We start from the raw sequence: 21,114 nt of genomic DNA, 5'->3' as shown, positions 1-21,114 counted from the left end.
AATAGCTTATAAAAATAACCTTAACAAATAATGTCTGTTTTTTGGAATCGACTGCCATATCGACACTATAAAAATATCTGTGCATAAATAGATCATGTTAAGCTTATGAAAACACTTCATGTCAAGCATTTTTAGCGTTACTTTAGACCATGCCATTGTTTATTTCGTTAAGCCTCGCCTTCAGTTTTATAGTGCAAAGCGCCAGCCCACTACAAAGCCTGCTGGAATCTACGACATTCAATTACACTGGCATAACATTAGCCGTCTGCAGTATTGCAGGGATTGTTTTGAAAAAATTGCCAACGAAAATCTGCTATGACGTATTTGCCAGCGGCGCATTATTGGCTTGGTTTAGCCATTGGAAACCTTTGTTTAATGATGATTCGCCGATATTTTTCTTCTATCCGCTTTATTTCGCCTTTATGATGGCCTTTGTATCGTTGTTTTTTATCCAGAGGCCCCAAGTCATCGACTATGACACTTTTCGCTATATAAAATATGTTTCCCGCAAGTACAAACTGCCGCCTTGGCTTGTGATGGCGGGCGTTTTGGTGAGCCTTGCATTGCATCAGCATTTCCTGTTGTTTCCGATCATGATGACCCTCCTGATCATACGCTTTGCTTTAACAAGTTATCTCGAACAACACTTGACGAATCGATTGTGATGATAAAGCCCGCCTTGATATGAGCTATCCGCCAGCCAATGAATTTTTGATGAGTAAAAGGCGATACTTGCCTGTAATGCTTCAACCAACTCAGAAACCATTTGTGGCGTCAACCTTTAAAACTTGATCATGCAGAAGACGTCTACTCTAATGACGACGATATTCTCCGTCATCATCTGGGTAATACACATCCAAAGGCCGGTCGAAGGTGTATTTGGCTGGCTTCATGATTAACAGATCAGCCGTTTTTTCAAATGCATCGTGCGGTGGAGAAATCGCCGCGAAGGCCGTAAGCGGGCTAATAGCCACAAAAGTAGCTGAACCAACCACAGTCGCGACAAGACCTAATGGCCTGTATAAAATAACATCAATTAGAGCGACTACTGGAGGCTGCTCATTTTGAGCATGCGCTGTGTTCGTCATCTCTAGCATCACAATAGCGAGAACCAGAATTTTTATTTTCATATGAGTGTTACCTTAGCCTCTGTTCAGGATAAGGAAAGCAGGCAGATTTTTTTGTAAAAAGCAGAAAAAGCATGGATTTCCACCGTGTCATTTCCTCAAAAAACCCGCTAACCATGAAATTAGTACGTATCTCTGCAATATAGATGATTTTTGCCGGACATTTATCCGGCATTACACAAAAAATAATTGATAAATGGTGAAATCTATACATTGCATGAATTATGGGCGCAATGCTCAATTGTTGCATTGTAATCTATCAGCCTGCGGTATCTTTGAGTCGCTTTATCAAAAACATATTCGGAAATATTCGCTATTAAAATTTCTGCTCTACTGAATCATGCTTTTTCTAAAGTTCGCGTAGGATCGTAGGATCTCTTGAGACAATTGATTCCTCTCCCTTACAGGTCTGCAAAAATAACTGCATTTTAGCGGCACAAAACTTTTTATCAGTGAAACTGGACAAGGTAGACCCTTGGCGATAAACAGATTTCAATTTTAAATGGCGCTTTATTACTAATGATTAAGGCCAAAGCAAAGAAGTCCGGCGGCTCAATAATTAAAATCATTAACCGTAGGCTATTACAAGACTGGAACTGTATTTCAAAAAATTACCCGGCTACTTACCGGCTAACGTGATTAAATAAACTGAACTACCACTTTGGTTTGTATCTGTGATGCAGTAATTTTTTTATTACTTCTTGAGTAACTGTAAAAAATTACAATAAAAAACATCGGGGCTTACCGAGCCAGCCTATTTTGCTGGACAATAAAAAACCCGCTAAGCCAGATAACTTGCGGGTTTTTGAACTTTGGTGGGTCTCGTTGAACCCTTGATTGGTGCCGATGGTCGGATTTGAACCGACACGACTTGCGTCACCACCCCCTCAAGATGGCGTGTCTACCAATTTCACCACATCGGCTAATAAATTATCAGAATGTCATATTAAACACTGTTTTGAATTATTTTTCCACTTTATCTTTAGTTTGATCAACTGGCTTTTCAGCAGGCGTTGCCGCTGGCGCTGGTGCCACTGGCGCTTTTTCTGATCCGGCCTCAGGTATAACGGGAACACTCTTCATATCTGTGGCTCCATCCACTTTAGGAATACCGGAAGTATCCTCTACTTCAGGAGTACTCATCAGATCAGTAGTTTTGCCCTGTTGACCACTTAATACAGCGAGCCCTAAGCTGGTCGTAAAAAACAAAGTTGCCAAAATTGCTGTTGCCCGAGACAAAAATGAAGCAGCGCCCTGAGCACCAAAAACGGAACCTGAAGAGCCGGAACCAAAAGCCGCGCCCGCATCTGCGCCTTTTCCTTGCTGCATTAGAACTAATCCAACAACGCCTATACCCAACAACACATGAACAACAATGATTACCTGATACATAAAAAGTCTAAACTACTCTAAGTCGAATGATAAATCTGTAAAAGGACCCGCATCCTGCGAAGCCTCACCTATTAAGCTGCTATCAATATTCTCATGACAAGCAAGTCTTTTCCCTATCCGGCTTAACACTACCTCAGCATACTTAATAATTGCATTTCGCATCGGTAATGTCCTTATCTTTCCAGTTATAAGTGTTGATCTTAGGGATTGAGTCCGCTCATCCGTTGCTGTTTCTTAAAATTCTCACAACCAGAGACTGGAGCATTTCTACGCTCAAGCAGGAAATAAACGACGTATAATATATGCTAATTACTTATAGTTCAAGCTCCTATTGCCTTCTTGACATCGCCCGCCAAGTAATTTGCGTACTCTTTTACCAAGCCTTCGCTTTGTCCTTCTACCATTACACGAATCAGGGGTTCTGTCCCTGAAGCTCTTAACAGCACTCGACCGGTATCGCCCAGTTTCTTCTCAATGGACTTCACTGCTTTTTGTATGGACTCATCCTTATCCGGATCTACTTTTTTGCTTGTTTTGACATTCACTAGAACTTGAGGATATTTTTGCATTCCGGATTTCAATTCGTACAAATTTTTCCCGCTGCTTTGCATCTCCGCCATAACTTGTAGCGCCGCAATGATACCATCCCCTGTTGTCGTTCTATCCAAGCAAATAATATGACCGGAATTTTCCCCGCCTAATATGCCATTATTGATTGTCAACATTTCCATGACGTACCGGTCGCCTACTTTCGCCCTCATCAGATCTATGCCCAGTTTTTTCAAACCGTGCTCCATGCCCAGATTTGTCATTAATGTACCGACCACAGGACCGGACAATTGGCCTGACTTCAGTCTTGATTTAGCGATAATATAAATGAGTTCATCACCGTCAACGATTTCACCTTTATGATCCACCATTATTACACGGTCACCATCGCCATCAAATGCGATGCCTAAATCTGCTCTGTACTCCAGAACAGTCTCAGCTAACTTCTCCGGCCTGGTCGATCCGCATTCATCATTAATATTAAGCCCATCCGGCTCTGCGCCAATCGTGACAACTTCTGCGCCTACCTCGCTAAACACATGAGGCGCTATATGATAAGTTGCCCCATGAGCGCAGTCGATTACAATCCGCAATCCTTTAAAATCAAGCCCAGAAGGAACACTTGCCTTGCAAAACTCAATATAACGGCCGGCCGCATCGACCAATCGTTTTGCTTTGCCTAATTTTGAGGACTCTACCGTAGTCATCGACGAGTCAATGTAATGTTCTATTTTTTTCTCTATTTCATCAGGCAATTTTGTGCCTTGCACCGAGAAAAACTTTACGCCATTATCGTAATAGGGATTGTGAGAAGCACTAATAACAATGCCTGCACTCGCTCTCAATGTACGAGTTAAGTAGGCTATACCCGGCGTAGGCATAGGGCCCAATAGCCGAGTATCGACACCTGCCGCAGTCAAGCCCGCTTCCAACGCGGATTCAAACATGTAGCCTGAAATACGAGTATCCTTTCCAACCAAAACAAAGCCGTGCCCTTCCTCTGCAAAAACACGTCCGGTAGCCCAACCCAGCTTCAGCAAAAAATCTGCCGTGATGGGGGCATCCCCTACTCTGCCTCTGATACCATCAGTCCCAAAATATTTTTTTGTCATAATCCTACAAACCTCTACCTGAAAAATATGGAAGCATTAATGCTTTCATAGATTATTATGCGATAAAAACATGCATTATTCTCGAATTCAGTTCACTTTATCGCATTCCTTGCCAAAAATTACGCATAAAAAAAGGAGAGATATCACTCTCTCCTTTTTTTCAAGCTAGAGAATTGCTAGATCTGCTCGGCTGCGCCGCCAATCGGCTTCTCCGTCGCTCCTTTGGAATCATCTGCCTTAACATCAGCATGAGGAGGCGTGTCATCCCAACCTTGAGGCTCTCTGACCGGTTTACGGGCCATCAGATCGTCAATCTGATATTTATCGATAGTCTCATACTTCATTAACGCTTCCGCCATAGCATGCAGAATGTCAATATTTTCCTTAAGAATTTTTTCCGCACGCTCATAATTCCGGTCAATGAAAGAACGAATCTCTTCATCAATCGTATGAGAAGTTTCTTCCGCAACTGTCTTATGCTGCGTTACCGAGCGTCCCAGAAAAACTTCACCTTCCTCTTCACTGTATGCCAACGGCCCTAAACGTTGAGATAATCCCCATTTAGTCACCATGTTTCTGGCTAACTCAGTGGCTCTCTCGATATCATTGGAGGCACCGGTGCTAACCTGCTCCCAACCAAAGATCATTTCTTCGGCAATACGGCCGCCATATAAACTGGAGATCATGCTATCCAATTTTTGTTTGCTGGCGCTGTATTGATCCCTTTCCGGCAAGAACATGGTAACACCCAACGCACGTCCCCGCGGCATGATACTGACTTTGTAAACAGGGTCATGCTCAGGAACAAGCCTTCCGACGATAGCATGGCCGGCCTCGTGATAGGCCGTCATCTTTTTTTCCTTCTCGCCCATAACCATGGAGCGTCTTTCAGCACCCATGATCAACTTATCCTTGGCTTTTTCCAGATCCGCCATATTCACCAGGCGTTTATTCGATCTGGCTGCAAACAAAGCCGCCTCATTAACCAGGTTGGCCAAATCGGCGCCTGAAAAACCTGGCGTACCCTGGGCTATATATTTAACTTCAACATCGTCAGCCGTAGGCACTTTCTTTAGATGCACATTAAGAATCTGTTCACGGCCTCTTACATCAGGCAGACCCACCGTTATTTGACGATCAAACCTGCCGGGACGCAACAAAGCCTGATCCAATACATCGGGACGGTTTGTCGCCGCAATAACGATAATGCCTTCATTACCCTCAAAACCATCCATTTCCACGAGCAATTGGTTCAATGTTTGCTCGCGCTCATCATTTCCGCCGCCCAGGCCGGCGCCCCGTTGACGACCAACCGCATCGATCTCATCAATGAAGATAATGCAAGGTGCGTGCTTTTTAGCTTGATCAAACATATCGCGTACACGCGATGCACCTACACCCACGAACATTTCCACAAAGTCCGAGCCGGAAATAGTGAAAAACGGAACTTTAGCTTCGCCGGCAATGGCTCTGGCAAGTAATGTTTTACCTGTACCGGGAGGACCAATCATCAATGCGCCGCGAGGAATTTTGCCGCCTAATTTCTGATATTTGGCAGGATCTCTCAGGAAATCGACCATCTCGACAACCTCTTCCTTGGCTTCATCGCAGCCGGCCACATCGGCAAAGGTCACTTTAATCTGATCTTCTTCAAGCATGCGGGCTTTGCTCTTTCCAAAAGTCATTGCACCGCGACCACCGCCAGCGCCGCCCTGCATTTGCCGCATGAAAAATACCCAAACAGCAATAAGCAACAGCATCGGCCCAAAGGACACCAGCAACTGCATGAGCATTGAAGGCTGTTCGGGTGGTATAGCTTTGATTTCGACGCCGTTTGCCAGCAAGTCATCAACTAAATGCGGGTCTTCCGGTGCATAGGTTTTAAACCTCTCACCTCCCTGCATTTTGCCTTTGATAACGTTATCGTCAATCATAACTTGCTGAACCTGGCCCGATTTTACCGACTCAATGAACTGCGAATATGATAGCGATGAATCGCCCCGGTCGCTCTGCGGACCAAAATTATTAAAGATGGACATCAATACAACAATAATGACGCCCCACAGGATTATATTTTTAATCATATCGTTCAATTTGCACACCCTAGGGCCGAACGGCTCACGGTTTAAAAAACTGACTAATTATATCAGGAATAATCTTTTTGACAGTGCCTATTTATCTGGAATTCACCAGCTATGAAAATAAAATTTCCACCACACCTAGTAATCTCCTTATTATCTAAATATTAAGGGCTATAAACGATTATTTAAACCCTTTGGCCAAAATATATACTTCATTACTTCTTGGTCTTGAAGCTTTTGGTTTTCTAATGACTACCCTTGAAAAAGATTTCTGCACTTCTTGATAAAACTGCTCAAAGCCTTCGCCATGGAACAGCTTAACCAGAAAAGTACCGCCTTTTGCCAGCACCGCCTTGGCCGTTTCCAAAGCCAGTTCTCCCAAGTAAATAGAGCGCGGCTGGTCTACAGCTTTGTTGCCGCTCATATTCGGCGCCATATCCGACATCACCAAATTAACCTCTGCTCCATCGAGAACGGCATATAACTCATCCAGAACAGCTTGTTCGCGGAAATCTCCCTGTATAAAGTCAACACCTTCAATCGGCTCCATCGGCAAAATATCCAATGCAATAATCTTATTCTTTTTACCGATGATCTCTCGTGCAAACTGCGACCATCCGCCCGGGGCCGCGCCTAAATCGATAATATTCATCCCTGGCTTAATAATTTGATCCTTATCCTGAATCTCATTCAGTTTAAAAACCGCGCGCGATCTATAGCCCTTCACTTGAGCCATTTTGACATATTCGTCACTGAAATGTTCCTGCATCCAGCGGTTGCTACTTTTACTTCGTCCCATTGCCAATTTTTAGTGTAAAATTAAGTTTTTGATTTAGGAATAAAGAGTGAATTCTGCAGATAAGAAAAAACTCCGAGCGCAGGCTCATAGCTTAAAACCCGTAATCATGATCGGCCAATCCGGGCTGACGGCAGCAGTGATGGCAGAAATAGAGCTAGCGCTCGACAGCCACGAGCTTATAAAGGTAAGAATACGTGCCGAACGGGAAGATCGCAAGCAAATTAGCGATAGAATCTGCATGGATACAGGAGCGGCGCTCATTCAAACTATTGGCCAGATTGCTGTCATTTACAGAGTAAACCCCGACAAATAACTCAAACCAAGGCTAAAAATAGGAAGCGCCATAGCTTATATTTTTAGCCTTGAGGCTCAATTAAATATACTCGACCGAAAGGATTTCGTATTCGACATTGCCGCCCGGTGCCTTAACCGTAACAATATCTCCAGCTTCTTTACCAATTAGCGCCCGCGCGATAGGCGATCCGATTGAGATGCGACCATCCTTAATGTTGGCTTCATCTTCACCGACAATTTGATACGTCACTTTCTTTTCCGATTCTATATCTTCTATTTCAACTGTCGCACCGAAAACCACCTTTCCATTCGCATCCAGTTTAGTGACATCAATAATTTGGGCATTGGATAATTTAGCCTCAATTTCGGCAATACGTCCTTCTGCGAAACTTTGTTGCTCACGCGCCGCATGATATTCCGCATTTTCCTTTAAATCGCCGTGCTCACGCGCAGAGGCTATAGACGCAATAATGCGCGGACGAACTACTGATTTCAATTCGTCCAATTCCTCACGCAATTTTTCTGCACCCTTCACGGTAAGCGGTACTTTATTCATTCTGTTACAACTCCAAAAATATTATTCATCCATCCCTTAACCTGGGAATTCAAAACCTGCCTAAGGCAGATCGATCATTAATTAAGTCAGGCTTTTATGCAGATCCTGAAGACTATTCACATTACCAGCATCCAGTTCGCCAAGCGCGTAACAGGCTGCTCTAGCGCCAGCCATAGTCGTGTAATAGGTTACGCGATGCTGCAATGCTTCTCTGCGCATGGTAAATGAATCGGAAATAGCCTTTTTACCTTCCGTTGTATTAATAATCAACTGAACCTGATCATTTTTTATCATATCGACTGTATTAGGTCGACCTTCATTGACCTTAAATACAACTTCACAAGGAATGCCAGCTTCCTTAAGAAACTTAGCCGTGCCGCCGGTTGCGACAATCTCATATTTTTTCTCCACCAGCATTCTTGCAATATCAGGCAGTTTGGGTTTATCAGCATCGCGAATGCTGATCAGCACCTTGCCGCTATGATTCAAGTTAACGCCAGCCGCTCGTTGAGATTTGGCGAACGCTTCACCGAACGTCTTTCCAACTCCCATCACCTCACCTGTTGACTTCATTTCAGGCCCCAATAAAGGGTCTACACCTGGGAACTTAACGAACGGGAACACGGCTTCCTTGACCGAATAATAGGAAGGAATACGCTCTTCAGTAATGCCTTGTTGCGCCAACGATTGCCCTACCATGCAGCGCGCCGCAATTTTGGCCAGCGGATAGCCTGTGGCTTTGGATACAAACGGCGCCGTACGCGATGCCCTTGGATTCACTTCCAGCACATAGATATCCTCGCCCTGAATCGCAAACTGCGTGTTCATCAAGCCTCTTACTCCCAAAGCCTCTGCCATTTTGGCGACCTGTTCGCGCAATTTGTCCTGAATCTCGGGAGCCAGGTCGTATGGCGGCAATGAACATGCTGAATCGCCTGAATGGATACCGGCCTGTTCGATATGTTCCATCAAACCGCCGATCAATACGCGCTCGCCGTCATAGATGGCATCGACATCCATTTCGACCGCATCATCAAGGAATCGGTCGAGCAAAACCGGCGAGTCATTAGACACTGTAACCGCTTCCTTCATATAGCGCTGCAGGCCTTCTTCATTGAAAACGATTTCCATGGCGCGCCCGCCCAATACATAGGAAGGCCTCACAACCAAAGGATAGCCCAGCTCTTTTGCCGCATTAAGCGCTTGCTCGACAGAACGCGCTGTGGCATTGGGCGGCTGTCTCAAGTCCAATCTTTCCAACAACTTCTGAAACCGCTCACGGTCTTCGGCCAAATCAATTGAATCAGGCGATGTGCCAATAATCGGTACGCCCGCCGCTTCCAGCGCGCGCGCCAGCTTCAGAGGCGTCTGTCCGCCGTATTGAACAATTACACCCTTGGGTTTTTCAATATTGACGATTTCAAGCACGTCTTCCAGGGTTAACGATTCAAAATACAACCGGTCGGACGTATCAAAATCGGTAGAAACCGTCTCAGGGTTGCAGTTGACCATGATCGTTTCATAACCGTCTTCACGCAGCGCCAATGCCGCATGCACGCAACAATAGTCGAACTCGATGCCTTGTCCGATACGGTTAGGCCCGCCGCCGAGAATAATGATTTTTTCCTTATCGGAAACGCGTGCTTCGCATTCTTCTTCATAAGTCGAATACAAATAAGCCGTATCCGAGGAAAATTCAGCCGCGCAGGAATCAATGCGTTTATAGACCGGGCGGATATTCTGTTTATGCCTGACGTTGCGCACTTCGGATTCGGTCGTATCGAGCAGCTTGGCCAATCTTTGATCAGAGAAGCCTTTACGCTTTAACCTGTAAAGTTCACCCTCTTTCAAGGTCGACAAGGTTTTAGTCGACAATGATTTTTCGGTCTGCACCAGATCTTCAATTTGCGCCAAAAACCATGGATCGATTTTGGATGCCTCATGCACTTCATCCAGAGTCATGCCGCTACGAAAAGCATCAGCGACATAAAGCAAACGATCTGGCCCTGGATGGCGCATTTCACGCTGCATTTTTTCGCGTGCATCTTCGGCGCTCAAGTCGACAACTTCATCGAGGCCACAGATGCCGATTTCCAAACCGCGCAAGGCTTTTTGCAGCGATTCCTGGAAAGTCCGGCCTATCGCCATGACCTCGCCTACCGACTTCATCTGCGTGGTCAGACGATCGTCGGCTTGCGGAAATTTCTCGAAAGTGAAGCGCGGCACTTTGGTGACGACATAATCGATCGTCGGTTCAAACGAGGCCGGAGTTGCACCCCCTGTAATCTCATTCTGCAATTCATCCAATGTATAGCCAATCGCCAGTTTGGCCGCGACTTTGGCAATTGGAAAACCAGTAGCTTTCGAAGCCAATGCAGACGAACGAGAAACACGTGGATTCATCTCGATAACAACCATGCGCCCGTCTTCAGGATTGATCGCCACCTGTACGTTTGAGCCGCCGGTATCGACGCCGATTTCGCGCAATACTGATACCGCGACATTGCGTAAAATCTGATATTCCTTATCAGTCAAGGTCTGCGCCGGCGCTACAGTGATTGAATCGCCGGTGTGCACGCCCATCGGGTCGAAGTTTTCGATTGAGCAGACGATGATGCAGTTGTCTTTCGAATCGCGCACAACTTCCATTTCATACTCTTTCCAGCCCAGTACCGACTCTTCAATCAGCAACTCATTGGTCGGAGACAAATCCAGGCCGCGTTCGCAAATTTCAATAAACTCTTCCTTGTTATAGGCAATGCCGCCGCCGCTGCCTCCCATTGTAAAAGATGGACGGATAATGGTGGGATAACCAACTTCCTGCTGAGCCGCCAGCGCCTCCTCCATTGAATGCGCAGTCTTTGAGCGCGCCACTTCGAAGCCGATTTTTCGCATGGCCTGATTGAACAGTTCACGGTCTTCGGCTTTGTTGATCGCTTCTTTGGTAGCACCGATCATCTCGACGCCATATTTTTCCAGCACGCCATGCGCATCCAGCGCCAGCGCGCAGTTCAATGCCGTCTGGCCGCCCATGGTCGGCAGGATGGCATCGGGACGTTCTTTTTCGATAATTTTTTCTACGGTTTGCCAATCGATAGGCTCGATGTAGATGGCATCGGCCATATCCGGATCAGTCATGATGGTAGCCGGGTTCGAGTTGACAAGAATGACGCGATAGCCTTCTTCCCGCAACGCTTTACAAGCTTGCGTACCCGAATAATCAAACTCACAAGCTTGACCAATAACAATCGGGCCTGCGCCCAGTAATAAAATCGATTTTATGTCGGTTCTTTTTGGCATTTCGTTGTTTTGCTTTGCTGATTATTGACTGGCTTGTTACTTGTTGACTTGATCCATCATAGTGATGAAATCATCAAACAATGATTGCACATCATGAGGACCTGGACTTGCTTCAGGATGTCCCTGAAAGCTCATGGCGGGGCAATCGGTCCGCTTGATGCCCTGCAAACTGCCGTCAAATAAAGAATGATAGGTTGCGATCAAGTTAGCGGGAAGCGATGCTTCATTAACCGCGAAGCCATGATTCTGGCTGCTGATCATCACGCGGCCTGTAGATTTTTCCTGTACAGGGTGGTTGCCGCCGTGATGGCCGAATTTCATTTTTTCGGTTTTAGCCCCGCTGGCTAAAGCCAATAACTGATGCCCGAGGCAAATGCCGAATACCGGAATTTTCCTGGCTAAAAATACTTTGATCGCTTCTATGGCGTAAGTGCATGGCTCCGGATCGCCAGGGCCGTTGGATAAAAATACGCCATCGGGATTCATCGCCAGCACGGTTTCCGCGGGCGTGGTTGCAGGCACGACCGTAATACGGCAGCCTCGATTTGCCAATAATCTCAAGATATTGCGCTTAACACCGAAGTCATAAGCGACAACATGCCGGGTCAGGTTTTCAGCTTTAGTGTGGCCGTCTCGCAGATGCCAGACATTTTCAATCCACTCATAAGGCTCGGCGACGGTAACGTCTTTCGCCAAGTCCATGCCCTGCAATCCCGGGAAAGTATCGATTGCCGCTTTGGCTTCCTCTACATCCACTGATTCCCCGGCCATGATGCAGCCCCGCTGAGCGCCTTTATCACGCAACAGGCGCGTTAATTTGCGCGTATCGACATCGGCGATAGCGACAACGTTATTGTCGATCAGATATTGCTGCAGAGTTTTTTCACAGCGCCAGTTACTGGCCAGCAATGGCAGATCTCTGATGACTAACCCGCTGGCAAAAACGCCGGTAGACTCGTCATCTTCGTCCGTTGTGCCGACATTACCGACATGCGGGTATGTTAATGTAACAATTTGCCGGGCATAAGACGGATCACTGAGGATTTCCTGATATCCGGTCATAGAGGTATTAAATACGACTTCTCCCACGGAACAACCATCGGCGCCTATGGATACGCCATTGAATACTGTTCCGTCTTCCAACACTAACAACGCAGGCTTACTCAAACACGTCACCTCAAATGTGCAAAACGGGATGAACCCGTAAGGACTCACCCCGTTATAAAAAACAAAATTCTGCTTATTTTACGAGATTATAGCGTTTTGGTCATTAACAATTTTTCAGACCTAAGACATCCTGCATGTCATAAAGACCGGTTTGTTTATCTTTCAACCAAACTGCCGCCCTGACTGCACCATTGGCAAAAGTCATGCGGCTTGTGGCTTTGTGCGTGATTTCCACGCGTTCGCCTTCGTCGGCAAACATAACCGTATGCTCTCCAACGATATCGCCGGCACGGATAGTCGAAAAGCCGATGGTTTTTCGGTCCCGCTCGCCGGTATTGCCTTCACGGCCATAAATCGCACAGTCTTTCAAATCCCGGCCTAGCGCAGCCGCAACTACCTCGCCCATGCGCAAGGCAGTGCCTGACGGCGCATCGATCTTATGCCGATGATGGGCCTCAATGACTTCAATATCGGTATAATCACCCATGACCTTGGCGGCCATTTCCAACAATTTGAGCGACAGATTGACACCGACGCTCATATTGGGCGCCAGCACTATCGCCACTTCTTTGGCAGCCTCTGCAATCCGGGCTTTTTGCACATCACTGTACCCCGTAGTTCCGATTACGATTTTTTTGCCGGCCTGGCGGCAAATATCGATATATTCCATGGAAGCATCTGGACGAGTAAAATCGATCAGCACGTCAAACTGGTCAACAACAGACGCCAGATTATCGACGACTTTAACGCCGACAGCGCTAATACCCGCCAATTCGCCGGCATCCTTTCCCACTGCAAGACTCTCAGGCCGAGAGACTGCCGCAGAAAGTTCAGCCTTGTCGGCCAATGCCGCCGCCTTGATCAGACAAAGCCCCATCCGTCCTGTTGCGCCTACTATAGCAATACGAATCATGGTGCTTATCCTGTCAATTTATCAAAAAAGCTTTTTACACCGTCGGTCCATGAGTGTTCCTGAGGACTATGATGCTTGCCACCACCTGACAGGGAATCACCCAACTGTTGAATCAGCTCTTTCTGCTCTTTGGTCAGATGAACCGGGGTTTCAATCTGCACCCGGCACAACAAATCGCCGATAGCGCCGCCGCGTACCGGCTTGACGCCTTTGCCGCGCAATCTGAATAATTTTCCGGTTTGCGTTTCGGCAGGAATTTTGAGCATCACTTTGCCATCGAGCGTCGGCACCTCTATCTCGCCCCCCAGACAGGCCGTAGGAAAGCTGATCGGCACTTCGCAGTAAAGATTGGCGCCATCCCGTGTGAAAATCTCATGTTCTTTCACCTGAACCTGCACATACAGATCACCGGCCGGCCCGCCGCGCTCTCCGGCCTCGCCTTCTCCAGCCAAACGAATACGATCGCCGGTATCGACCCCAGCAGGCACCTTGACGGACAAGGTTTTGGTTTCCTGAACCCGCCCCTGGCCATAACATTTGCCGCAAGGATCCTTAATTTGCTTGCCTGTACCGCGGCAAGTCGGACAGGTCTGTTGAACGGAGAAGAAGCCCTGCTGCATTCTGACCTGCCCATGACCATGACAGGTCGAGCAGATAACCGGACTGGAACCCTTCTTGGCGCCCGAACCGCTACATTCACTGCAAACCACCAGTACCGGCACCCGAATTTTAGCTTCGGTTCCGGCGACAGCTTCTTCCAGCGTCAATTCGAGGTTATAACGCAGGTCCGCACCGCGCTGCACAGAACTGCGCGCCCTTCCACCACCGCCAAAAATATCGCCAAACACATCACCGAAAATATCGCTGAAGCTTTCGGCGCCAAAACCACCGCGCCCACCGCCCATGGATGGATCAACGCCGGCATGACCGAATTGATCATAAGCGGAGCGTTTTTTAGGATCCGATAAAACTTCGTAAGCTTCCTTAATCTGCTTGAATTTCGCTTCAGCCTCAGCCTGATTGTCTTTGTTTCTATCAGGATGATACTTCATCGCCAAGCGGCGATAGCTTTTCTTAATCTCTGCATCACTGGCGTTTCTTTCTACACCGAGAAGCTTATAAAAGTCTTCTTTTGCCATGTTCCAATCGTTAGTTTCGTCTTGCTTCGCTTAAATCCATTCCCGAGGACTTACTCAGGAGTGCAAGCATTGCCATAAAGTTATCAGGAACCGCGCCGTTAAAGGCGCGGCATGAACTATGTTTTAATTACTTTTTGTCGTCCTTGACTTCTTCAAACTCGGCATCAACAACGCCTTCATCAGCGGCATGCTCAGAAGCGCCCGCGCCAGCAGACTCGCCGCCTGCAGCGCCGGCTTTCTGAGCATAAACGCGCTCAGCCAGTTTGCCAGACAATTCTGTCAAGGCATTGGTTTTCGCTTCGATCTCAGCTTTGTCATCGCCTTTAACGGCGTCTTTCAGCGCATTGACCGCATTCTCGATCGCGCTTCTTTCATCGGCACCGACCTGATCACCCAGCTCTTTCAGCGACTTCTCCGTAGCATGGATCATACCATCGGCATGATTGCGCGCCGCCACCAGTTCCGCCAGTTTGCGGTCTTCATCAGCATGAGCCTCAGCATCTTTGATCATGCGTTGAACTTCTTCATCTGATAAACCGCTGGACGCTTTAATGACAATAGATTGTTTTTTACCGGTTGCCTTATCTTTGGCCGATACATTCAGAATACCGTTGGCATCGATATCGAATGCCACCTCGATCTGCGGAATGCCGCGTGGAGCAGGCGGAATGTCAGACAGATCAAAACGTCCCAATGATTTATTGGCAGATGCCATCTCACGCTCACCCTGCAACACATGAACCGTTACCGCAGTCTGGTTGTCATCGGCCGTAGAGAAAACCTGTGAAGCATTGGTTGGAATCGTGGTATTTTTCTCGATCAGCTTGGTCATAACGCCGCCCATGGTTTCGATACCCAAAGACAACGGAATAACGTCCAGCAACAGCACGTCTTTGACTTCGCCACCCAGAACACCGGCCTGAATCGCCGCACCCAAAGCCACCGCTTCATCCGGGTTAACGTCTTTGCGCGGCTCTTTACCGAAAATGTTTTTTACCATTTCCTGTACTTTCGGCATACGGGTTTGACCGCCCACCAGGATCACGTCATCAATTTCGGATGCAGACAAGCCGGCGTCTTTAAGCGCTATTTCGCAAGGACCTTTCGTGCGATTGATCAACTCTTCAACCAGCGATTCCAGTTTTGCGCGGGTCAGTTTAACGTTTAAATGTTTAGGACCTGTTGCATCAGCAGTGATGTAAGGCAGGTTAACATCGGTTTGCTGGGCTGAAGACAGCTCGATCTTGGCTTTTTCCGCCGCTTCTTTCAAACGTTGTAGCGCCAAAGGATCATTATGCAGGTCAACGCCGCTTTCTTTCTTGAATTCTGACGCCAGATATTCAATGACTCTCAAGTCGAAATCTTCGCCGCCGAGGAAAGTGTCACCGTTAGTCGACAATACCTCAAACTGATGCTCGCCTTCTATCTCGGCAATTTCGATGATGGAAATATCGAATGTACCGCCACCGAGGTCATATACGGCAATTTTGGTATCGCCTTTAGGCTTGTCCATACCGAAAGCCAGTGCCGAGGCAGTCGGCTCGTTGATGATACGCTTTACATCCAGCCCGGCAATACGGCCGGCATCTTTAGTCGCCTGACGTTGTGAATCGTTAAAGTAAGCAGGCACCGTGATAACGGCTTCGGTGACTTCTTCGCCCAGATAAGCCTCGGCGTCTTTTTTCAGTTTCATCAAAACACGTGCTGAAACTTCAGGCGCCGCCATTTTCTTGCCGTGCACCTCAACCCAGGCATCGCCGTTTTCAGCTTCGACAATTTTATAAGGCACCATTTTGATGTCTTTTTGCACGACATCATCTTTGAAACGGCGACCGATCAGACGCTTGATGGCAAACAGCGTATTTTTAGGATTGGTTACGGCCTGACGTTTAGCCGATTGACCCACCAATACTTCGTCATCACTGGTAAAAGCGATAATTGACGGTGTCGTGCGAGCGCCTTCGCTGTTCTCGATCACTCTCGCTACGCCGTTTTCTAAAACCGCAACGCAAGAGTTTGTAGTTCCTAAGTCAATTCCAATTATTTTAGCCATTGAAGTCTCCAGACTTGAATATGTAAATGTTAAAAGTTGTTCTTAATATGGGGATTGTTTTATCTTCTTCAAGCCTGTTTATTATTGCTTGGTGTATCTTCTGCCGGTTTTTCGGAGGCTTTGGCAACCACGACCATGGCAGGGCGCAACAAACGTCCGTTCAGTAAATAGCCTTTTTGAAAAACATTGACCACGGTATTAGGCTCGACGCCCTCTACGACCTGCATGGCCATAGCTTGATGGTGCTCGGGATTAAAAGGCTGGCCGACCGGATCAATCGTTTCAATGTTAAATTTAGCGAATACCGATTCGAATTGTTTGATCGTCAATTCGCTGCCAACGCGAAACTTCTCCACTTCAGGGCTATCGCCAGTCGCTGCCTGTAATCCTAATGTCAGACTGTCCAATACCGGCAGCAACTCTTTGGCAAACCCTTCCAACGCAAATTTATGCGCGCTCTCCAGATCTTTCTGCGTCCTTCTCTTCAGGTTTTCCATCTCCGCTTGGGCACGAACTGCCTTATCCCAGTTTTCCTGGGCTTTCTGCTCGGCCTGCGTCAATTGCTGCTTCAGTTCTTCAAGAGTTGGCTCTTGCAACAACTGCTCTTCGCTGACAACTTCACCAACTGGCTCTTCGTTTTTAGCCTCGGTTTCAACCTGAGATTCAGGCACTTCCTGATCATTACTCATTCGCTATAGCTCCTCAAAATATAAAAATGGGTTATCGCGCCTAATCGCACGAAAGAAAAACAGATGCCAGTTATGATGGGGACGATGATTTTGGATTCAAGGCGGCGCCTAATAATTTTGCCGTAATATCGACATAGGGGATAACTTTCTCATAAGCCATGCGTGTCGGCCCGATGACGCCCAGCACACCCACCACCTCATCACTAATCGAATAAGATGATGTAACCAGGCTGCAGTGATCGAATGCCTGATAGCCGGATTCTTCGCCGATAAAAATCTGCACGCCTTCTGCATTCATACATTGATCCAGCAAATGAATCACATCCTGTTTTTGACTGAATGCTTCAAATAATTTTTTCAGCCGGTCCATATCCGCCAACTCTGAGAAACCCATTAAATTGGTTTCGCCGGTCAGCACGTAATCTTCTTTTTCACTGTCCTGCTCGAAAGTCAGCTGCGCCATTTTGATCGCATCAAGCATACCCTGATTCATGCGCGCCTGATCTTCCTTCAATTCTTCAAAAACCGCTTGCCGCACTGAAACCAGACTGCGGCCGCAATAAATTGAATTCAGATAATTGGCCGCCTGCTGCAATTCAGCAGCGCTAAACGCCTTCGCGGTATGAATGATTTTGTTATGGACTTCCTGCTCATTGGTAACAAAAATCACCAATACACGCGTATTGGATAAAGGCAAAAATTCAATATGCCGAAGGCAGAGCATTTCCCGCCTAGGCAAAGTCACGACCCCGGCCATACGGGTCAATTCCGACAGCAGACGAGAGGCGACGCCGATAACATCACCATTATTATCAGTGACTGATAAACCCTGCTGCAATCGAGCCAATTCTTCCGATTTCAAGGGCTTGACTGTCAACAGGCTGTCTACGAACAAGCGATAACCGCTGACTGTGGGGACGCGTCCAGCCGAGGTATGCGGCGAATGCACCAGCCCCAACTCTTCAAGATCGGCCATAACGTTGCGGATGGTTGCCGGACTCAAGTTTAAGCCCGAGTCTTTTGATAAAACCCTTGAGCCCACCGGCTGACCGTCACTGATATAACGCTCAACCAGCGTTTTCAGCAATTGCAGCGACCTTTCGTTTAAAACTTGACCAGTACTCACATCAACCTCTAAAAGATCATAATTAGCACTCCACCCAAGCGAGTGCCAGCGCCGCAAAATATCAGCTCAACGGTTTGTTGTCAATAAAACCCTTTTTCTTAAAACTGTCTATTAAAAGAAGGTCTTTCGCCATCCCTCATGAGAACCCCAAACATCTTCTGCCAGCAAAACTGGTTGGTTTACTGAGGTTTTTGTATAATTCAATTCATTTTGACTTGTATCCGGCAATGCAGAGCCCTTTCAAAACCATTGGCCTCATAGGCAAACCCAGTGACCCCAGCATTGCTGAGCCCCTGTCAATTCTTTATGATTTTTTAAAAAGCCGGCAATTCACTGTCCTGATTGCCAAGGACAGCGCCCGGTTTATTCGTAACCAGCCCGAATCCCGCCCTATGGACAAACTAGGCCAATATTGCGATCTGGTTATCGCGGTTGGCGGCGATGGTACTTTTTTGACCGCCGCACGGGCCATTGCCGAATATGATATTCCTTTGATTGGCATCAATCTGGGGCGTCTCGGTTTTCTGGTCGACATATCGCCCAACGAACTGCCGGAGAGATTGCACCGCATGCTCCAGGGCCACTATATTGAAGAAAAACGCTGCTTATTGCGGACCAAAATCGTCCGTGACGAACAGGTCATTCACGAAGAAACAGCCGTCAATGAAGTGGTGATTCATCGCTGGGTGACGCCCAGCATGATTGAAATCGTTACCAAGATTGACGGCGTCTTTCTCAATTCTCAACGCTCCGACGGCTTGATTGTTTCCACGCCCACCGGTTCGACCGCCTACTCCCTGTCCGCAGGGGGCCCGATTCTGCATCCGTCGTTAAATGCGCTGGTATTGGTGCCGCTCAACCCCCATACCCTGACCAATCGCCCGATCGTCATCGATGATTCCGCTGAAATTGAAATCAGCTTCTGCCAGACCAAGCAAATCAATGCCCTGGTCACCTGCGATCAAATTGAAATTCCGGCCGTGCTGATCAGCGATAAAATTTTGATCAAAAAAGATCCGAAACCGATTAGAATTCTGCACCCCGAAGACCATGACTTCTTTCAGATACTGCGGGGCAAATTAAACTGGAGCAGTGGTTATCATATTTAATCCTTATGCTATTGAACCTTAACATCATCGACCTCGCCGTTGTCAAATCGCTGGACCTGGACCTTGAAAAAGGCATGTCCGTGCTTACCGGCGAGACAGGAGCCGGCAAATCCATACTGTTGACCGCATTGGGGCTTGCCCTGGGTGACCGGGCCGACTCAGGCTATGTGCGCCCCGAAGCCAAACGCGCCGAAATCAACCTGGAATTTGATCTGGCCGATGCGCCGGAGGCCCAGCGCTGGCTGAAAGAAAACGATCTCGATGACGACCACCATTGCCTTATCCGGCGCATAGTCAACCAGGACGGGCGATCCAAAGCCTATATCAACAACCGGCCGGTCACATTGCAGACCCTGCAGGCGCTCAGCGAGAAACTGGTAGAAATTCACGGCCAGCATGCGCATTTGACCTTGCTCAACAGCGACGAACAACGCCGCCTGTTGGACGCCTACGCCAAAGACCAGCCGCTTCTTGATCAAGTCAACGTTTGTTACCGGCAATGGCAGCAAGCCCATAAGGAACTGGAAGCGCTGATCAAAGCCGGCAAGGACAAAACCGAGCGCGAAGAATTATTGCGCTACCAGATTGAAGAACTGCAGCAGCTTGATCTGCAAAACTTCAATTACGCGGCCTTGTCGGAAGAACACAGCAAACTGGCCAATCTGGGCCAGATTTTAGCGGTCGGCCAAAGCCAGGTTGATATTCTCTACGAAAACGACGAGCAATCAGTCAGCCAGATGCTGGGCCATAGCCTGAATGAAATCACGCACATTGCCCGCTTTGCGCCGGAACTGAACGAGATCTGTTCACTGTTATCGGAAGCGCAGATTCAGACCGAAGAAGCGGCCCAGCAGCTACGCCGGTTCCTCGAATCCCAGGAAGCCGACCCGCAACGCATGGACATACTGGAAAACCAGATCGCCATCATTCAGAACTTGAGCCGCAAGCATCATGTCAAGCCGGACGAACTGCCGGAACTGGCGGAAAAGCTCGAGCAGGAACTGGACGGGCTAACCCACAGCAGCGAGCGTATCGAAGCCTTAAAGATCAACACGGCAAAATTGCTCGAGCAATACGATCAACTGGCCGCACAATTGTCGGAGCGGCGCAAACAGGCCAGTAAAAATCTGGCGCGGCAGATTTCAGCCATGATCAAGGAGCTGGGCATGCCGCAGGGCGAGTTTCTGGTCGACGTCACAGCGCTGGATCTGGAGGCGCCCAAGCTGAACGGCAAGGATAAAATTGAGTTCCTGGTCAGCGCCAACCCGGGCCTGCCGGCCAAGCCGCTGGCCAAAGTCGCCTCGGGCGGCGAATTATCGCGCATCAGTCTGGCCATTCAAGTCACGACCAGCAGCGACAAAACCACGCCGACCATGATTTTCGATGAAGTCGATACGGGCATCGGCGGCGGCATTGCCGAGATTGTCGGGCAAAAACTGCGCAGCCTGAGCCAGAACCGCCAGGTCATGTGCGTGACGCATTTGCCGCAGGTCGCATCGCAAGCGCACACTCATCTCTATGTTGAGAAAAATAATAAGGCCGATATCACATCGTCCAATGTCAGAGTCCTGAACGACGAGGAACGCGTTCAGGAAATTGCCAGAATGCTGGGCGGCGTCAACATCACCGCCAACACGCTGGCCCACGCTAAAGAAATGTTATTTCAATCCGCTGCCAGCCATTAATCAGCCGGCGCACACAACCACAG

The 21,114-nt window shown here is 47.9% G+C and carries 17 protein-coding genes and 1 tRNA gene; 4 read left to right on the top strand and 14 right to left on the bottom strand.

Going from position 1 to position 21,114, the window contains the following annotated elements:
• Window positions 1-149 precede the first annotated feature (149 nt).
• Window positions 150-665, top strand: a complete 516-nt coding sequence (locus ACTNE6_RS08070; protein ID WP_442499265.1) for a hypothetical protein — start codon at window positions 150-152, stop codon at window positions 663-665.
• A gap of 147 nt (window positions 666-812) precedes the next feature.
• Here the strand turns inward: ACTNE6_RS08070 and ACTNE6_RS08065 are convergent, their stop codons facing one another.
• From ACTNE6_RS08065 to rlmE, 6 genes are all read right to left on the bottom strand, one after another.
• Entirely contained in the window at window positions 813-1,130 is a 318-nt protein-coding gene (locus ACTNE6_RS08065) for a hypothetical protein (protein WP_434482952.1), read from the bottom strand.
• A gap of 835 nt (window positions 1,131-1,965) precedes the next feature.
• A tRNA-Leu gene (locus ACTNE6_RS08060) sits at window positions 1,966-2,050 on the bottom strand.
• A 40-nt stretch (window positions 2,051-2,090) separates the two neighbouring features.
• Window positions 2,091-2,519, bottom strand: a complete 429-nt coding sequence (gene secG / locus ACTNE6_RS08055; protein WP_194970479.1) for a preprotein translocase subunit SecG — start codon at window positions 2,517-2,519, stop codon at window positions 2,091-2,093.
• Between the two features lie 320 nt (window positions 2,520-2,839).
• Window positions 2,840-4,180 carry a phosphoglucosamine mutase gene (gene glmM / locus ACTNE6_RS08050; protein WP_194970478.1) on the bottom strand — a complete coding sequence of 447 codons (1,341 nt, stop codon included), beginning with the start codon at window positions 4,178-4,180 and terminating at the stop codon, window positions 2,840-2,842.
• Between the two features lie 176 nt (window positions 4,181-4,356).
• Window positions 4,357-6,264 (bottom strand): ATP-dependent zinc metalloprotease FtsH, encoded by a 1,908-nt coding sequence (gene ftsH, locus ACTNE6_RS08045; RefSeq protein ID WP_442499264.1) that lies wholly within the window; start codon window positions 6,262-6,264, stop codon window positions 4,357-4,359.
• A gap of 178 nt (window positions 6,265-6,442) precedes the next feature.
• On the bottom strand, window positions 6,443-7,060 hold the full coding sequence (gene rlmE / locus ACTNE6_RS08040) for a 23S rRNA (uridine(2552)-2'-O)-methyltransferase RlmE (RefSeq protein ID WP_194970477.1): 618 nt from the start codon (window positions 7,058-7,060) through the stop codon (window positions 6,443-6,445).
• A gap of 46 nt (window positions 7,061-7,106) precedes the next feature.
• On the opposite strand from rlmE, the gene yhbY reads away from it, so the two are divergent.
• Entirely contained in the window at window positions 7,107-7,373 is a 267-nt protein-coding gene (gene yhbY, locus ACTNE6_RS08035) for a ribosome assembly RNA-binding protein YhbY (RefSeq protein ID WP_442499263.1), read from the top strand.
• A 60-nt stretch (window positions 7,374-7,433) separates the two neighbouring features.
• Here yhbY and greA read toward each other — a convergent pair whose 3' ends face one another.
• The 8 genes from greA to hrcA form a co-directional block, all read right to left on the bottom strand.
• Window positions 7,434-7,910 carry a transcription elongation factor GreA gene (greA, locus tag ACTNE6_RS08030; RefSeq protein ID WP_434482954.1) on the bottom strand — a complete coding sequence of 159 codons (477 nt, stop codon included), beginning with the start codon at window positions 7,908-7,910 and terminating at the stop codon, window positions 7,434-7,436.
• Window positions 7,911-7,991: 81 nt separating this feature from the next.
• Window positions 7,992-11,210 (bottom strand): carbamoyl-phosphate synthase large subunit, encoded by a 3,219-nt coding sequence (carB, locus tag ACTNE6_RS08025; RefSeq protein ID WP_194970474.1) that lies wholly within the window; start codon window positions 11,208-11,210, stop codon window positions 7,992-7,994.
• 36 nt (window positions 11,211-11,246) lie between these two features.
• Window positions 11,247-12,377, bottom strand: a complete 1,131-nt coding sequence (gene carA, locus ACTNE6_RS08020; protein WP_442499262.1) for a glutamine-hydrolyzing carbamoyl-phosphate synthase small subunit — start codon at window positions 12,375-12,377, stop codon at window positions 11,247-11,249.
• Between the two features lie 103 nt (window positions 12,378-12,480).
• The gene (dapB, locus tag ACTNE6_RS08015) at window positions 12,481-13,290 is read right to left on the bottom strand and encodes a 4-hydroxy-tetrahydrodipicolinate reductase (RefSeq protein WP_442499261.1); all 810 of its coding nucleotides are present in this window, start codon (window positions 13,288-13,290) and stop codon (window positions 12,481-12,483) included.
• A gap of 5 nt (window positions 13,291-13,295) precedes the next feature.
• A complete protein-coding gene (gene dnaJ, locus ACTNE6_RS08010; protein ID WP_194970471.1) occupies window positions 13,296-14,429 on the bottom strand; it encodes a molecular chaperone DnaJ in 1,134 nt (377 codons plus the stop codon).
• Window positions 14,430-14,556: 127 nt separating this feature from the next.
• Window positions 14,557-16,482 carry a molecular chaperone DnaK gene (gene dnaK, locus ACTNE6_RS08005; protein WP_194970470.1) on the bottom strand — a complete coding sequence of 642 codons (1,926 nt, stop codon included), beginning with the start codon at window positions 16,480-16,482 and terminating at the stop codon, window positions 14,557-14,559.
• A gap of 68 nt (window positions 16,483-16,550) precedes the next feature.
• A complete protein-coding gene (gene grpE / locus ACTNE6_RS08000) occupies window positions 16,551-17,171 on the bottom strand; it encodes a nucleotide exchange factor GrpE (RefSeq protein ID WP_442499260.1) in 621 nt (206 codons plus the stop codon).
• Between the two features lie 70 nt (window positions 17,172-17,241).
• Window positions 17,242-18,297: a heat-inducible transcriptional repressor HrcA gene (gene hrcA, locus ACTNE6_RS07995; protein WP_194970468.1), complete on the bottom strand. Its 1,056-nt coding sequence runs from the start codon at window positions 18,295-18,297 to the stop codon at window positions 17,242-17,244.
• 227 nt (window positions 18,298-18,524) lie between these two features.
• Here hrcA and ACTNE6_RS07990 point away from each other — a divergent pair, with 227 nt between their 5' ends.
• Both ACTNE6_RS07990 and recN read left to right on the top strand, forming a co-directional pair.
• Window positions 18,525-19,406 (top strand): NAD(+) kinase, encoded by an 882-nt coding sequence (locus ACTNE6_RS07990; protein WP_442499681.1) that lies wholly within the window; start codon window positions 18,525-18,527, stop codon window positions 19,404-19,406.
• A 5-nt stretch (window positions 19,407-19,411) separates the two neighbouring features.
• Window positions 19,412-21,091 carry a DNA repair protein RecN gene (gene recN, locus ACTNE6_RS07985; protein ID WP_442499259.1) on the top strand — a complete coding sequence of 560 codons (1,680 nt, stop codon included), beginning with the start codon at window positions 19,412-19,414 and terminating at the stop codon, window positions 21,089-21,091.
• Window positions 21,092-21,114: the final 23 nt, after the last annotated feature.

Source organism: Methylobacter sp. sgz302048, assembly GCF_052162025.1.
Classification (GTDB): domain Bacteria; phylum Pseudomonadota; class Gammaproteobacteria; order Methylococcales; family Methylomonadaceae; genus Methylobacter.
Note: the sequence above shows the minus strand (reverse complement) of the source record. Positions and strands in the feature narration are given on the sequence as shown.